This is a genomic window from Leifsonia sp. Root112D2, from assembly GCF_001424905.1.
Lineage (GTDB): Bacteria > Actinomycetota > Actinomycetes > Actinomycetales > Microbacteriaceae > Root112D2.
This window is the reverse complement of sequence record NZ_LMCU01000001.1, coordinates 75,458-90,025: the sequence shown is the minus strand read 5'-3', so window position 1 is coordinate 90,025 and position 14,568 is coordinate 75,458. Positions and strand designations below refer to the sequence as shown.

Below are 14,568 nucleotides of genomic sequence, written 5' to 3'. Positions count from 1 at the left end.
ATCTAAGCAGATGGACCTCGACGCATACACTGCTGCCCACCGTGATCAGTGGGATCGCCTCGCCGCGCTCGGTCGCAAACGCACCTTCTCGGGGGTGGAGGCCGACGAGCTCATCGACCTGTACCAATCCGGGGCCACCGAGCTGTCGGCGATCCGCACGCAGGCGGGGTCGACGCCCCAGGGCGACCGCCTGTCGATCCTGCTGTCCACGGCCCGGCTGCGCTTCACGGGCGCGGGCAGCAATCTGTTCTCGCAGCTGCCACGGTTTTTCGGCATCCAGCTGCCTGCCGCGCTGTTTCGGCTGCGCTGGTTGACGCTCGCCGTCGCGCTCGTGACGGTGGTCGTCGGCGGCCTCTACGCGGCCTGGACGCTGGGCGACCATCAGGTGCTCGCCAATTACGGGTCGGATGCCGACCTCAAGCAACTCGTGAACCACAGCTTCACCGACTATTACTCGGCGAACCCCGCAGCGTCGTTCACGGGCCAGGTGTGGACCAACAATGCCTGGATTGCCGCGCAGTGTATTGCCTTCGGCATTCTCGGGCTGTACGTGCCGGTCATTATTCTGCAGAACGCGATGAACGTGGGCGTGACGGGCGCGATCATGTTCGCCTACGGCAAGGGGGATGTGTTCTTCCTGTACATCGCGCCGCACGGGATGCTCGAACTCACGTCAATCTTTGTGGCCGCTGCGGCCGGACTGCGCATCTTCTGGGCGTGGGTGGCGCCCGGGGCGCGCACGCGCGGGCAGGCGCTCGCCGAAGACGGCCGCGCACTGTTCACGGTGGTGATCGGGCTGGTGCTCTCGCTGCTGGTCTCGGGTGTCATCGAGGGTTTCGTGACCCCGGCGCCCTGGCCATGGCCCGTGAAGATCGGCATCGGCGCACTCGCGCTTGCAGCATTCTTCGTCTACATGCTTGTCGTCGGCCGCCGCGCCGTGCGCGCCGGAGAGACCGGGGACCTCGACGAGTTCGAGGCCGGCGCCCGCCGCCTCATCGTCGGCTGAGCCGCGCTCAGCCGGCCTCCTGGCCCGCCCGGCCACCTCGCTTTGAGCGGCCAGCGCTGCGCATAACTCATGCAATCTGACGCGGCGGCGTCGGACTTCCGCGTCTTTTCGGGCCGCCGTCCGTGGCTGCATCGGAACTGCATGAGTTATGTGCGGGAGCGGCGCGCGGTGACAGGCCGGAAGCTGACAGGACGACGGGTCGGGCGTAGGTGCGGGGTGCGTTCAGCCGGCCTGGCGGTCGGGGTGCATGGCGATCATGACCGAGAGCGGGGCGCCGTCGGAGATACTTGATTCGTGAGCGAGCAATTTCTTGAGGGTGGCGAGGAATCGATCGCCGAACCGGTCGTCGAGTCTCTCGCCCATTCCGACCCCGAATCGAGCCATCGGGCAGACGCAACGAGTACGAGTGCTTCCGTCGAAACATCCGGCCCCAGCCTGTGGCGGCACGGCGGCTTCCTCAAGCTGTGGGCTGGCGAATCGGCCAGTCAGCTCGGCACCCAGCTCACCCAGCTCGCCGTTCCCGTGCTGGCCATCAACCTGCTCCAGGCCACCGAGTTCCAGGTCGGCGTGCTCGGCGCGGCCGAGACCGCGGCATTCCTGGTGGTCGGCCTGCCCGCCGGTGCCTGGGTCGACCGCTGGCTGAAGCGCCGCGTGATGATCGCGGCCGACGCCGTGCGCGCGATAGCCCTCATCGCCATCCCGCTGCTGTGGGTTCTCGGCGCTCTGCAGATGTGGCACGTCTACGTGGTGGCCGCCGTCATCGGCATGGCCACCGTCTTCTTCGACGTCTCCTACCAGAGCTACGTGCCCATCCTGGTGCGCCACACGCAGGTTCCGGATGCCAATGCCCGGCTCGAATCCACCGCCCAGATCGCGCGCATCGGCGGCCCCGCGCTCGGCGGCGGACTGCTCACGATCGTCAGTGCGCCCTTGCTGCTGCTGGGTGACGCGCTGAGCTATGTGTTGTCGTTTCTGTTCCTGTGGCGCATCCGGGACGAAGAGAAGCCGGCCGATCCTGCCGAGCGCGCCGGGCTATGGCACGAGATTCGTGAGGGCCTGTCGTTCGTCTGGCACCACAAACTGATCCGCACCATCACCGCAACCACCGGGGCCAGCAACTTCTTCGGCGGGATCGCTTCGACGCTGCTCACGCTGCTGATCCTGCGCGAGCTGGATCTCGGCGCCGTGGGCCTCGGCATCATCATGTCGGTCGGCTCGATCGGCGGACTGCTCGGCGCGCTCGCGACGCCGTGGCTGTCGCGCCGGCTCGGCGAGGGCACCGTCATCCCGCTCGCGGCGGTCGTGAGCGGCCTCGCCATTCTGCTCTGGCCCGCCGCGGCGCTGGAGCCCGCCTTCTCCCTGCCGCTGCTGATTCTCGCGGAGTTTCTGTTCTCGTTCTCGGTGCTGGTCTACAACATCGCCCAGGTGAGCTTTCGCCAAAGGGTCTGCCCGCCGCGGTTGCTGGGGCGCATGAACGCGTCGATCCGCTTCGTGGTGTGGGGCGTGATGCCCATCGCCAGCCTGATCGCGGGGGTGCTGGGCTCGAGCATCGGAGTGGTGCCGACGCTGTGGATCGGCGCAATCGGCACGCTCGCGGCATCCGGTTTCGCCGTGTTCTCTCCACTGCTGGGCATGCGCACCCTGCCGGGTGCCGCCCCCGAGCCCTGACGCCCCGGCCGGTCCCGCCCAGCCCGCACCCCACCGCGCACACCACAACGACGGAGATTCTGCGGATATCGGGCAGCAAGGGATGCGTATTGCCCCAAATCGCGCAGAATCTCCGTCGTTGTGGTCAACCCCGGGGGGGTGGGGTCAGGCCTTCTTCGTGCGGTCGAAGATGAACTTGTAGGTGGCGCCGGCGATGATGGCGCCCACGATCGGGGCGACGACGGTCGCCCAGAGCTGGCCGAGCGCTTCCGGGCCTCCGAAGATCGCTGTCGCGATGGCGCGGGCCGGGTTGAACGAGGCGTTCGAGACCGGGATGGCGATGAGAGCCAGCAGCGTCAGGGTGAGGCCGATGGCCAGCGGTGCGAAGCCGGATGCCGCGCGCGAGCTGGTCACGCCGATGATGACGTACAGGAAGATCGCCGTCGTGATGATCTCGATCAGCAGCACGGCAACGAGGTTGTAACCCCCGGGGGAGATTGCGTCGTATCCGGTGGAGGCACCCTTGAACTGTGCCGTCAGGTCGCTGTTCTTGCCGCCGGCCAGAATCGCGAACAGCAACACGGTGGCGATGATACCGCCGACGATCTGCGCGACGATATAGCTGATCACGTCCTTCCAGGCGAAGCGACCGGCGACCGCGAGACCGATGGTCACTGCCGGGTTGAAGTGGCCGCCCGAGACGGGCCCGAAGGCGTACGCTCCGACCACGACCGTAAGGCCGAGCGCGAGCGAGACACCGACGAATCCGATGTTCAGGCCGCCCTCGCCGCCGTTGAAGCCGGCCGCGAAGAGTACGGCCCCGACCACGCCGAAGACGAGAACGAATGTTCCCAGCGCCTCGGCGCCGAGCCGGGCGCCGAGCGTTGAGACGGTTGTGTGTTCAGCGGATGCCGTGGTGTCGGCCATGAGCGATTCCTTTATGTCAGTTAAGCCGTGAATATGCTTTGTGATGCATACAGCACCGTATTGGAGAGCAGGACGGTAACGCCGAACATCTCGCCGTATGTCGAAACGGGCTCGAAGGGCGCGCTCAGTGCATCATCGTGGAACTGAAACCACCCCGGCCGCCGTCGGCCAGCGCTCGCCTCGGCGGTCGCACCCTCAGAGTCGGCCCGCCGCCTTCAGCGCCAGATACCGGTCGGCCAGCGCCGGCGGCAGCTGGGCCGGGGCATCCGTGACCACCTCCGCACCGAGACGGCGCACGGCCGCCGACACGCGCGCGACGTCGAGCAGCGCCCGCTCGGCCGCGGCCGCTCGATACACCTGCTCCCTGTCCCCCCGTTCGGCGACCGCACGCAGCACCTCGGGGTCGGTGACGGATGCGACGACGACTGTGTGCCGTCTCGTCAGCTGCGGCAAGACCGACAGCAGCCCGCGACTCGCGCCCGGTGAGTCGATCGAGGTGAGCAGTACCACGAGCGCGGGCTGGCTCGTGAGGGCGCGCACCTGCCCGGGCACGGCCGTCCAGTCCATCTCGATCAGCTCGGGGTCGACGACCGCGAGCGTGTCGACCATGCGCGAGAGCAACTCGGCGCCGCTCGCGCCCTGCACCCGAGCCCGCACGCGGCGGTCGTACGCCACGAGATCGACGCGGTCGCCCGCCCGTGTCGCCAGGGCGGCCAGCAGCAGCGAGGCCTCGAAGGCGGTGTCGATGCGCGGCTCGTCCTCGATGCGCGCGGCCGAGGTACGGCCCGTGTCGATGACTATCACGACGCGCCTGTCGCGCTCGGGGCGCCAGGTGCGCACGACGAGCCGGTCGACGCTTCCCGAGACATCCGCCCCTCGCCGCGCCGTCGCTCGCCAGTCGATGGAGCGCACGTCGTCGCCGCGCACGTACTCCCGCAGCGAGTCGAATTCGGTTCCCGGTCCGCGCACCATCACGCTCGTCGCCCCGTCGAGCTCCCGCAGGCGGGCGAGCCGAGACGGCAGGTGCTTGCGCGAGGTGAACGGCGGCAGAACCCGGATGCGCCCCGGCGCCACCAGCGTGGCCTGCCGGCCGAACAGCCCGAGCGGTCCCCGCGACCGCACCGTCACCTGGTGCACGCGACGCTCGCCGCGACGTGTCGGGGTGAGCGGAAGGGAGACAAGCCGACGCTCGCCCGGGGGAATGCGCACCGGCATCCGCACCGCAGTCGAGGTCGACCCAGACCCCCGCGTCGAGCCAGACCCACGCGTCGACCCAGACCCCCGCGTCGAGCCAGTCGAGCCAGTCGAGCCCGGCGAGTATGTCGGGGCGCCCGCCGACGGCTCCCAGCCGTCGCGCACCACCCCGCGCAGCGCGCGCGCGCCCAGATTCGTCAGATACAACTCGCTCGTCACGCTCTCACCGAGCCGCACCCGGGCGGGCAGCGCCCGCTGCACCGACAGCCGGCGGGCGGATGCCGCGAGCGACAGATCGACGAAGCCCAGAACCAGACACAGTACGATCCACCCGACCATCACGAGCGCCGCCACGTTTCCGTCGCGCCCGAGCAGAACGACGGGCACCACGCCGAGGGCGAGGAGCAGAACGAAGCGGCCGGAGATGGTCATGAGAGCCGGCCTAGATCGGAACCTGGACCTGCTGCACGATCGAGCGCAGGATCGCGTCGACGGCGACGCCCTCCAGCTCGGCCTCGGGCTGCAACTGAAGCCGGTGCCGCCACGTGGGCAGCAGCATGGCCTGCACATGATCCGGCGTGATCGAGTCGTAGCCCGAGAGCCATGCCCAGGCGCGCGCGGTGGCGAGCAGCGCGGTGGTGCCGCGCGGGCTCACGCCGAGTTTCACCGAAGGGCTCTGCCGGGTGGCCCTGGCGAGGTCGACGATGTAGGCCAGCACATCCGCGCTCGCGCCGACGGATGCCACTGCCGCCTGCGCCTCGGCCAGCCGGGTGGCGTCGAGCACCGGAGTCACCCCGGCCGCAGCCAGATCGCGCGGGTTGAATCCGGCGGCGTGCCTGCGCAGCACCTCCACCTCGCTCTCGCGCTCGGGCAGATCCAGTGTGAGCTTGAGCAGAAAGCGGTCGAGCTGCGCTTCGGGCAACGTGTACGTTCCCTCGTATTCGATGGGGTTCTGGGTGGCGGCCACGATGAACGGGTCCGGCACGGGCCTGCTCACCCCGTCGGCGCTCACCTGGCGTTCCTCCATGGCCTCGAGCAGGGCAGACTGCGTCTTCGGCGGGGTGCGATTGATCTCGTCGGCCAGCAGGATATTGGTGAACACCGGACCCTCGCGAAACTCGAACTCGCCGGCGCGCGGGTCGTAGACGAGCGAGCCCGTCACGTCGCCCGGCATCAGGTCGGGGGTGAACTGCACGCGCTTCGTCTGCAGGTTCAGCGCGTGGCTGAGCGAGCGCACCAGCAGCGTCTTCGCGACGCCGGGCACGCCCTCCAGCAGCACGTGGCCACGCGCCAGCAGCGCGATGATGAGGCCCGTGACCGCGCCGTCCTGGCCCACGACGGCCTTGCCCACCTCGGTGCGCACCTGCGTGAGCGCGGAACGGAGGCGGTCTGTTTCTGCGGTCTCGGTCATGGATTCATTCTCCTTCGTTCGATCGGGGCGGCGAGTTCTGCGGTGTCGGAGAAGCCGTTGGGCGGGTCCGCCTCATGACGGCGGTCTCCAGCTCGGCGAGCCGGTCGGATGCCCGCAGCAGTTCGGCGTCGCTGTGCGGCACGGTGCCGAGCAGGATGCCACGCACGGTGGCGGGGTCACCTCCGATGAGCGCGGCAACGGCATCCGAAACCTCGATGACGCTCGCCGTGCGTGCAAGCCCGGCCAGCCTCGCGAGCCGGGCGACGGCGCCGACACGAAGCGCGTCCAGCGCCCGCAGCCGGGCGGAGGAGCGCTGGTAGAGCCGCGCGCGGCCTTCCATGGTCTCCTCGGCGCGCACCACCACGGGCAGGTTCTCGACGACGAGCGGTCCGAAGCGCCGACCGCGCCAGATCGCCGCGGCAAGCGCCGCGACCAGCAGCAGCACCATCACGGCCGTGACCCAGCCCGGAGTGAGCGCGCCCAGGCTCGGCGGCCCGGTGGCGGCAACGTCGGCAATGGTGGGCAGATACCAGACGAGCGTGTGGGTGCCGCCGAGCAGATTGAGAGCGAGGGCGGCGTTCCCCGCGCGGTCGATGCCGTCGTTGCTGAGCACCTTCGTGGAACCGAGCACATCGACGCTGGAGCCGCTCTGTGCGTTCCGCGTGTGCACGTACGCATACGCCCCGTCGCTCGTTGGAAAGCAGCCGACGACGTCGGCTGTGCCCGATGTGGAGCCCGCGCCGGCCACGCGATAGGCCTGACCCGGTGCGGTAATACTGCCGGCTCGCACGGCGGCAGGCACCTCGCAGCGGGTCGGCAGATCAGAGGACTTCTTCGCCGCACCCGCCGCCGAGACCGTGGGGGCCAGCGCCTCGAGCGCAGCGAAGGAGGGCTGCACGATGACGACGGCGGCGCCGAGCTCGGCCACGCTCCGCAGCTGTGCTCTCGAGAGATAGTTCGAGGGATCCGCGAGCAGCACCGTCGCATCAGCGGCGCCCGCTGCCGTGACCGCCGCTCGCGCCTCTGACAGCGTCGCGGCTGTTTTCACGCTCACGCCGTGCCGCTGCAGCACCTGCACGAGGGCACGCGACCCGCCCGGCGCGGCGCTGTCGGCGGCGAGAGGGCTGCCGGCCGCCGGATCCCCGCCCCCGCGCACCGCTATCGCCACTATCACGATGACGAGCGCCACGGCGGCGAACCCCACCCAGAACCTGGCGCGACGGCCCGCCTGGCGCAGCGAGGGCGTCGATGAGGCGGCCGCGCGTGGTCGCAGCGCCGTGCTCATCGTGAGGCACCGCCATGCGCGCCGGATTGCCCGACGCGCTGCTCGACGGCCTGCTCATCGAGCGGCGCCAGCGCATCCGGTCGTGCCGTGCGCAGCCGGGCTTCCAACTGACCGAGGGTCGTGTAGTCGTGTTGCGTGCCCGCCACGCCGAGATAGCGCACCCTGTCGAAGAGCCCGGCCGCCTCGCCCAGCCGCACGCGCTCCGCCGGAAACGCGGATGCGGCGCGCGCGCCGAAACCGTGCGCCGTCGTTCCGGGGTTCACCGTGAGAATCGTGCGTTCGGCGAGCCCGCGTGCCAGCGCGCGAAAGAGTTCCTCGATCGCCGTCGTCCAGTCCCCGGATGCCGCTGCCGCCTCGGCGGCGCGCCGCAGCGCATCCGCGTCACGCCTGTCCGTCTCGCCGAAGACCTCGCCGGGCGTGCGGCTTCGGCGGTTCAGCCGGGGGAGTCCGAACACCACGAACGCCACAACGATGAGCGCGACGATCAGCACGGCCAGCACCACGATCAACAGCGGTCCCAGGGTGCCGGAGCTGGGGCCGAAGAGTGAGCCGATCCAGTCCTTCACGGCCTGGGAGAGCAGGTCGAACCAGTTCGGCTTTGCGGCCTGGTAGGGCGCCTTCGAGAGCTCGTCGAGAAGCCAGCGGCGCGCATCCGGCCCGTCGGGCGTGACGGGCACGTCCTCCAGGCGCGCTACGACGGCCGCCGCCCCCAGCGCGAGCGTTTCCCCGACCGGCACGAGAATCATGCCCAGGGCGAGCCCTCGGCCGGCGGTTGCGTACCCGGAGTACCTGGCGCTTCCGCAGCCGCGGTCTCGACAAGGTACGGGTCGGCCACATCCGTGCGCCCGGTCTGCCGGGCCTCGACGAAGCGCACCAGCTTCAGGTCGAGCCCCTCCTTGCGCATGCGCAGATCGATGTAGATGAGCGCGATGGCCGAGGACTGCACCACCGTCGTGACGGCGCCGATCACCAGTGACACCAGCAGCAGCACCGCGTAGGAGACGATCGCCGCCGTGATGGCCCCGCCATTGAGCTGACCGCTGCCGGTGGGGTCGATGAGGGACACGAGAAAGCCGTACACGAGAGCCACGGGCGTCGTCACGACCTGCGCCACGATGTTCACGATGGCCGCAACCAGAAACTGCACGCCGAACGTTCGCCAGAAGTATCCACGGGTCAGCGACCAGGAGCGACGAATGGATGCGCGCACGCCGAGCCGCTCCATCACGATGAGGCAGGGCACCAGCGAGGTCTTCGTGTACAGCCACACCCCGAGCGCGACCAGCGCGAGCGCACCGAGTATGGCTACGACGATGCCGAGTGCGAGAGTCACGGCGTTGCCGACCAGGATGAGCGCCGTCGCCGCGCCGCCGACGACGGCGATGAGACCCAGCAGCACACCCGCCACGATGAGCACCCACGCGGTCAGCGGCCAGAGCCGACGACCGGCGAGACGCCACAGTTCCTTCAGGCTGAGCTTCTCACCGAGGGTTCCGCGCGCGACGTCGCTCACGATGATCCCCGTCAAAAAGGCCGAGCCCACCAGGCTGAGCGCCACCGGCACGAGTGCCGAGACGATGATGGATGCGACGGAACCGCTGGTGACCGCGTCGAGATCGGCGGCATCCGCCATGCTGATGCGGGTCAGGGCGATGGCGCTCACCACGCCGACCACCACGACGGAGACGACGAGCAGAATGCCCTGGATGAGCAGTGCGCTGCCCACCACGGCCCTCGCGTTGCGCCGCAGCTCTTGGAATGGTGCCCCGATGAGTGTGCCGAAGCCCAGCGGTCGCAGGGGGATCAGCCCGGGTTTCGGCGGCGGCGTCCAGCCGGGGGCCGAACCGTATGGTGTGCCGGGCTGCTGGCCCGCACCGAAACCGGGCTGGTCGGCGCCGGCGTGCTGGCCAGGCGGCGCGTACTCGCCGTAGCGCGGTGGTGTTCTCGGCGTCTCACCGGGTGCTTGCCAGCCCTGATCGTCTGCCACGCGGGTTCTCCTCGTCAACGGGATAGGTGTGCGTGTGTGCGCCTCCATGCTGGCACACACGGGGCCTCGCGCAGGCATCGTCTACCCCGCCGCGCAGGTGTCTCGACTACTCTTGTGCCAGACACACTCTGGCCCACGGCACTGTCGCAACGGGCCCCGGCGGAAAACGGGTATATGAACGGTCGAATTCTGGTGGTCGACGACGACACGGCCCTGGCCGAAATGATCGGCATCGTGCTGCGCACGGAGGGATTCGACACGCAGTTCTGCGAAGACGGGGCGGCGGCCCTCGAGGCATTCCGCAGTGCGCGACCCGACCTGGTGCTGCTCGACCTGATGCTGCCCGGCATGGACGGCATCGAGGTGTGTGGGCGCATCCGGGCCGAATCGGGTGTTCCCATCATCATGCTCACGGCCAGAACAGACACGGCGGATGTCGTCAAGGGCCTCGAATCCGGAGCGGACGACTACATGGTCAAGCCGTTCAACCCGAAGGAGCTTGTCGCACGCATCCGCACTCGGCTGCGCCCACCTGCCACCGAGCCGGCCGCGGAACGGCTGGCCATCGGTGATCTGCACCTCGACGTTGCGGCACACGAGGTGCGCCGTGGCGACACTCGTATCAACCTCACGCCCCTCGAGTTCGACCTGCTGCTCGCGCTCGCCTCCAAGCCGCAGCAGGTGTTCACCCGCGAGATGCTGCTCGAGCAGGTGTGGGGATACCACTACAAGGCCGACACGCGGCTGGTCAACGTGCACGTGCAACGCCTGCGCGCCAAGATCGAGGACGATCCGGACAATCCCCAGATCGTCATGACGGTGCGCGGGGTCGGATACCGCGCGGCCGCCGCGGTCGCGTAGCTCAGCCGATCATGACCGATCTGAGTCGACTCTTCGGTGTCGACTGGCGCAACTGGCGGTCGTGGCCGTCGGCCGTGGCCGGCTCGTGGCGGCGCTCACTGCAGCTGCGCACCGTGGCCATCACGCTGTTGCTCACGGGGCTCGCCATTCTGCTGACCGGCATCTACATGTCGTTCTCGATAGGCAACGACCTCTATAAGTCCAGGCTCGATCAGGCGCTGCGCGACTCGGCCCGGGCCACCTCGTCGGCGCAGAGCACGCTCGATGCCGCGGATGTCTCCGACGGTGCGGCCGTGCGCCACCTGCTCGACAACGCCCTCGCATCCATCGGCACGGCGACCTCGAGCCGGCTCGTGGCGGCCTATCGCGCCCCGGGCCAGGATGCGGCGGCGCTGGCTCCGCAGGACTTTCGCAGCCCGGGCCTGAGCGAACAGGACATCACCGCGGAGCTGCGCACGGCGGTGCAGAAGTCGGGCACGCAGAAGGATTCGGTGAACCAGTACTACCAGTCCGTTGCGCTGAACGCGGAGGACGGCTCGAGCGATCCCGGCATCGTCGTCGGTTCAGAACTCTCGCTGCCCACGGCCGGTCGCTACGAGCTCTACATCGGCTACGACCTGAGCGACGCCGAGAGCACCCTGGCGTTCGTGCAGCGCACCCTGCTGCTGGCCGGACTGGCCCTCATCCTGCTGATCGGCGCCGTCACCTGGGTGATCGTGCGCTTCGTCGTGCAGCCGATCCGGGTGGCGGCCGAGACCAGTAAACGGCTGGCCGCCGGAGATCTTGCCGTGCGCATTCCGCAACACGGCGAGGATGTCTTCGCATCGCTCGCGGCCTCGTTCAACGGCATGGCAGACAGCCTGCAAAAGCAGATCACCCAGCTGGCCACGCTCTCGCAGCTGCAACAGCGTTTCGTCTCGGATGTCTCACACGAGTTGCGCACGCCCCTCACGACGATCAGGCTCGCCGGTGACGTGATCTACGACCAGCGCGAGAATTTTCCGCCGGCGACGGCGCGTACGGCGGAGCTGCTGCACACCCAGGTGGAACGCTTCGACCTGCTGCTCTCCGACCTGCTGGAAATCAGCCGTTACGACGCCGGCTCGGCCATGCTCGATGCCGAGCCGACGAGCCTCGTCAGGCTGGTCGAGGAGTGCGTGGAAGACATGCAACCGCTGGCGGAGCAGAACGGCTCGCCGATTCGAATGGATGCCCCCGGCGGCTACGGTGAGGTGGCGCTCGACCCGCGTCGCATCCGTCGCATCGTGCGCAATCTGCTCGGCAACGCGATTGAGCACGGGGAGGGCAGGCCGATCGTCGTCTCGGTGGACAGCAACGAGGGCGCCGTCGCTCTCTCGGTGCGTGACTACGGGGCCGGCATGAGTGCGGAGGCGGCAACGCATGTCTTCGACCGCTTCTGGCGGGCGGATCCCTCGCGCAAGCGCACCATCGGCGGCACCGGGCTCGGACTCGCCATCTCGCTGGAGGACGCGACGGCGCACAATGGCTGGCTGCAGTTGTGGTCTGCCCCCGGAGAGGGCTCGTGTTTCAGGCTCACCCTGCCCCGCGAGACCGGTGGTGCAATTCTCAGCTCGCCGCTTCCGTTGCCGCCCGAGGACGCGGGAACGATCGAGACCGCGCCGGTCGTCGACGGCAGATCGCTCGGCACCGCTGCCGTGGAGACGGCGGAGCAGGAGACGGCGGCGCACGAGACGGCGGCGCACGAGACAGCGGTGCGCGAGACGGAAGAGAGGGAATCATGAGGAACGGCATCCGACTTCTCGCTCTTGTCGGTGTTCTTGCGCTCGCCGGATGCGCCAGCATTCCGAGTTCTGGCGGCGTCAAGGAGGGCGCGGCCATCACCTCGAACAACCAGGATTTCACGCTCGACTACATTCCAGCGGGCCCCGCGAAAGACGCATCGCAGAGTGACATCCTGCACGGTTTCGTCGAGGCGGCGTCGAGCCCGCAGGGCGACTATGCGACGGCGCGCAAATACCTGACACCGAAGCTGCAGGCAACGTGGAATCCCGACGAGAGCGTGACCGTCGACCAGGGCTCCGGCCGCGACTACAGCGAGCTTGCCTCGGCGGGCTGGCAGCTCTCCGTGCGCCCGGTGGCCGACATCGATGCGACGGGAGCCTACCGTGAATCGGAGGCGTCGACGCCTGTCACGCTGCGCTATCAGTTCGTCAAGAATTCCGCAGGCCAGTGGCGAATCTCCACCGCGCCCAACGGAGTGGTCATCGACCTCTCCACGTTCAAGACGGTGTTCAGCTCACGCACGCTGTACTTCTACAATCCCAACTTCACCTCGCTCGTGCCCGACCTGCGCTGGTTCCCCGCGCGCGTGTCGACCCCGACGCGCATCGTCAAGGCGTTACTGGCGGGCCCGGCGAAATGGCTTGGCCAGGGAGCGGTAGCCACCGCCTTCCCGCAGGGCACACAACTGACCGTGGATTCCGTTCCTGCGCCCAACGGGCGGGCCGAGGTCGACCTCAACGATGCGGCCGCCGCGGCGGACCAGGTCACTCTCGAACGCATGAAGTATCAGCTTCAGCGCAGCCTGCTCGACGGCGCATCCGTCGGCGGTGTCGACGTGCTCATCGACGGCGCGAAGCAGCCTATTCCAGACCTCTCCGGCGGTAATCTGCCCGTGAGCGATCCGCAGGTCGACCCGCGACCGCTCGTTCAGTACGCCTCCGAATTCGGCTTCGCCAGCGGCAACAGCATCGCAATGCTCCCGGGGCTGTCCACCAAGATTGCGGCGCTGCATCCGAAGTCCGTCACGGTTTCGGCCGCACAGGATGCCGCAGCCGTGCTCGCGGAAACCGGAGTATTCGCGGTGAACGGCGCCTCCGAGACGGCGACACGGGTCGATGCGCGGCCGGGCTTGATAGCGCCGGCTCTGGATGTGTACGGCTACACGTGGAGCGTGCCGGGCGGGCAGCCCGGGGCGCTGATGGCAACGTCGAACGATGGTGTGCAGACCGCCGTCGCCACGAACTGGACCGGGGCCGATTCGATCATCTCGCTCTCGGTCTCGCGCGACGGCACGCGGGTCATCGCCCTGCTGCGCACCGGCTCGGTCACCACGTTCGTGGCGGCCGCCGTCATTCGCGGTGAGGGGAATGTGCCCACTCGACTGGGCCAGCCTCTCGAACTGAGCATCGGCGCGGGCACCCCGGTGTCGGCCACCTGGGTCGACCAGTTGACGGTTGCCATGCTCGGAACGTCGGCAAGCGGTGAGACCACCGTGACCACCCAGCAGATCGGGGGAGTGAGCCAGCAGATCAGCGGCCCGGCCGGTGGAAAGACGATTGTCGGCGCGGCCGGGTCTCCGGCGTACTGGGTGCTCACCGCTGCGGGTTCCGTGCAGGCGGTCAGTGGCACCGGATGGCAGGAACGGGTGGGCAAGGTCACGGTGCTGGCGACCCAGCTCGGCGCACCGCGCTGACGCGCCGCGTGAACCCCTCCTGCACAGCGGGGCGATCGAGGGCAGATCGCACAGAGTGAACCCGATACCGGCCGCGGCTCCCCGCGCTCGGCCACGATTGCCGGGTGAGAATTCCCGCGTTACTCGATGCGCTAGCCGTACTCGCCCCCACCGAATGCAGCGGATGCGGCGCACACGACCGTGCGCTCTGCGACTCCTGCCGGGGCGCGCTCACTCCGGTGCCACGGCAGATCCAGCTCGGGGATGAGGCGTCGTTGAGGGTGTGCGCAGCGCTCGACTACGGCGACGTGGCGCGTCGTGTGCTCCTGGCATACAAGGACGGCGGGCGAACGGATGCCGCCTCCGCCCTCGCGCCTGCCCTGCGAGCCGCCGTCGTTGCGGCGCTCGCCACCCGGCCATCACCGAGCCCACCCGGGCGCCCGGTGCGGCTGGCAACCATCCCGTCCACGCGGCTGGCGTACCGACGGCGTGGCTACCATCCCGTGGAACTCGTGCTCGCGCGTGCGAGGCTGCGCGCCGCGCATCCGCTTCGCATCGTGCGACAGACCGAAGACCAGGCCGGGCTCGGGCTCTCGGCGCGGGCCGAGAACCGCCGCGGATCCCTGCGGTCGAACGCGCATGCAGCGGGTAGTGACTGGCTGCTCATCGACGATATCCTCACCACCGGTGCAACCCTGCTTGAGGCCGAGCGGGCCATTCGGGCGTGCGGTGGCAGGGTTCTCGGGGCGGCCGTGATAGCCCACACGCCGCTGAGGCGAGCGAGGCGACTGTGAGTCTCGGCTCGGCTGATGAC

12 protein-coding genes are annotated in these 14,568 nt (G+C 69.0%); 6 read left to right on the top strand and 6 right to left on the bottom strand.

Annotation, left to right across the window (positions count from 1 at the left end):
• Positions 1-10: 10 nt before the first annotated feature.
• Both ASC63_RS00410 and ASC63_RS00405 read left to right on the top strand, forming a co-directional pair.
• On the top strand, positions 11-1,006 hold the full coding sequence (locus ASC63_RS00410) for a stage II sporulation protein M (RefSeq protein ID WP_055808683.1): 996 nt from the start codon (positions 11-13) through the stop codon (positions 1,004-1,006).
• 294 nt (positions 1,007-1,300) lie between these two features.
• Positions 1,301-2,674, top strand: a complete 1,374-nt coding sequence (locus ASC63_RS00405) for an MFS transporter (RefSeq protein WP_235491684.1) — start codon at positions 1,301-1,303, stop codon at positions 2,672-2,674.
• A 144-nt stretch (positions 2,675-2,818) separates the two neighbouring features.
• Here ASC63_RS00405 and aqpZ read toward each other — a convergent pair whose 3' ends face one another.
• From aqpZ to ASC63_RS00375, 6 genes are all read right to left on the bottom strand, one after another.
• Positions 2,819-3,580, bottom strand: a complete 762-nt coding sequence (aqpZ, locus tag ASC63_RS00400; protein ID WP_055808680.1) for an aquaporin Z — start codon at positions 3,578-3,580, stop codon at positions 2,819-2,821.
• Between the two features lie 195 nt (positions 3,581-3,775).
• Positions 3,776-5,206 carry a DUF58 domain-containing protein gene (locus ASC63_RS00395; protein WP_055808678.1) on the bottom strand — a complete coding sequence of 477 codons (1,431 nt, stop codon included), beginning with the start codon at positions 5,204-5,206 and terminating at the stop codon, positions 3,776-3,778.
• Between the two features lie 10 nt (positions 5,207-5,216).
• Positions 5,217-6,185 carry an AAA family ATPase gene (locus ASC63_RS00390; RefSeq protein WP_055808676.1) on the bottom strand — a complete coding sequence of 323 codons (969 nt, stop codon included), beginning with the start codon at positions 6,183-6,185 and terminating at the stop codon, positions 5,217-5,219.
• 4 nt (positions 6,186-6,189) lie between these two features.
• A complete protein-coding gene (locus tag ASC63_RS00385; RefSeq protein WP_082486939.1) occupies positions 6,190-7,470 on the bottom strand; it encodes a DUF4350 domain-containing protein in 1,281 nt (426 codons plus the stop codon).
• Complete coding sequence (locus ASC63_RS00380; protein ID WP_200936698.1) at positions 7,467-8,216, bottom strand: DUF4129 domain-containing protein; 750 nt, start codon at positions 8,214-8,216, stop codon at positions 7,467-7,469. The genes ASC63_RS00385 and ASC63_RS00380 overlap by 4 nt, the downstream gene beginning before the upstream one ends.
• On the bottom strand, positions 8,213-9,457 hold the full coding sequence (locus ASC63_RS00375; RefSeq protein WP_055808674.1) for a hypothetical protein: 1,245 nt from the start codon (positions 9,455-9,457) through the stop codon (positions 8,213-8,215). The genes ASC63_RS00380 and ASC63_RS00375 overlap by 4 nt, the downstream gene beginning before the upstream one ends.
• A 174-nt stretch (positions 9,458-9,631) precedes the next feature.
• Here ASC63_RS00375 and mtrA point away from each other — a divergent pair, with 174 nt between their 5' ends.
• The 4 genes from mtrA (at position 9,632) to ASC63_RS00355 (ending at position 14,548) form a co-directional block, all read left to right on the top strand.
• On the top strand, positions 9,632-10,318 hold the full coding sequence (mtrA, locus tag ASC63_RS00370; protein WP_055808673.1) for an MtrAB system response regulator MtrA: 687 nt from the start codon (positions 9,632-9,634) through the stop codon (positions 10,316-10,318).
• 11 nt (positions 10,319-10,329) lie between these two features.
• Positions 10,330-12,081 (top strand): MtrAB system histidine kinase MtrB, encoded by a 1,752-nt coding sequence (gene mtrB / locus ASC63_RS00365; protein ID WP_082486936.1) that lies wholly within the window; start codon positions 10,330-10,332, stop codon positions 12,079-12,081.
• Positions 12,078-13,775, top strand: coding sequence for a GerMN domain-containing protein (locus tag ASC63_RS00360; protein WP_055808671.1), 1,698 nt, complete (start codon positions 12,078-12,080; stop codon positions 13,773-13,775). The genes mtrB and ASC63_RS00360 overlap by 4 nt, the downstream gene beginning before the upstream one ends.
• A 104-nt stretch (positions 13,776-13,879) precedes the next feature.
• The gene (locus tag ASC63_RS00355) at positions 13,880-14,548 is read left to right on the top strand and encodes a ComF family protein (protein WP_082486934.1); all 669 of its coding nucleotides are present in this window, start codon (positions 13,880-13,882) and stop codon (positions 14,546-14,548) included.
• The last annotated feature ends 20 nt before the right edge of the window (positions 14,549-14,568 follow it).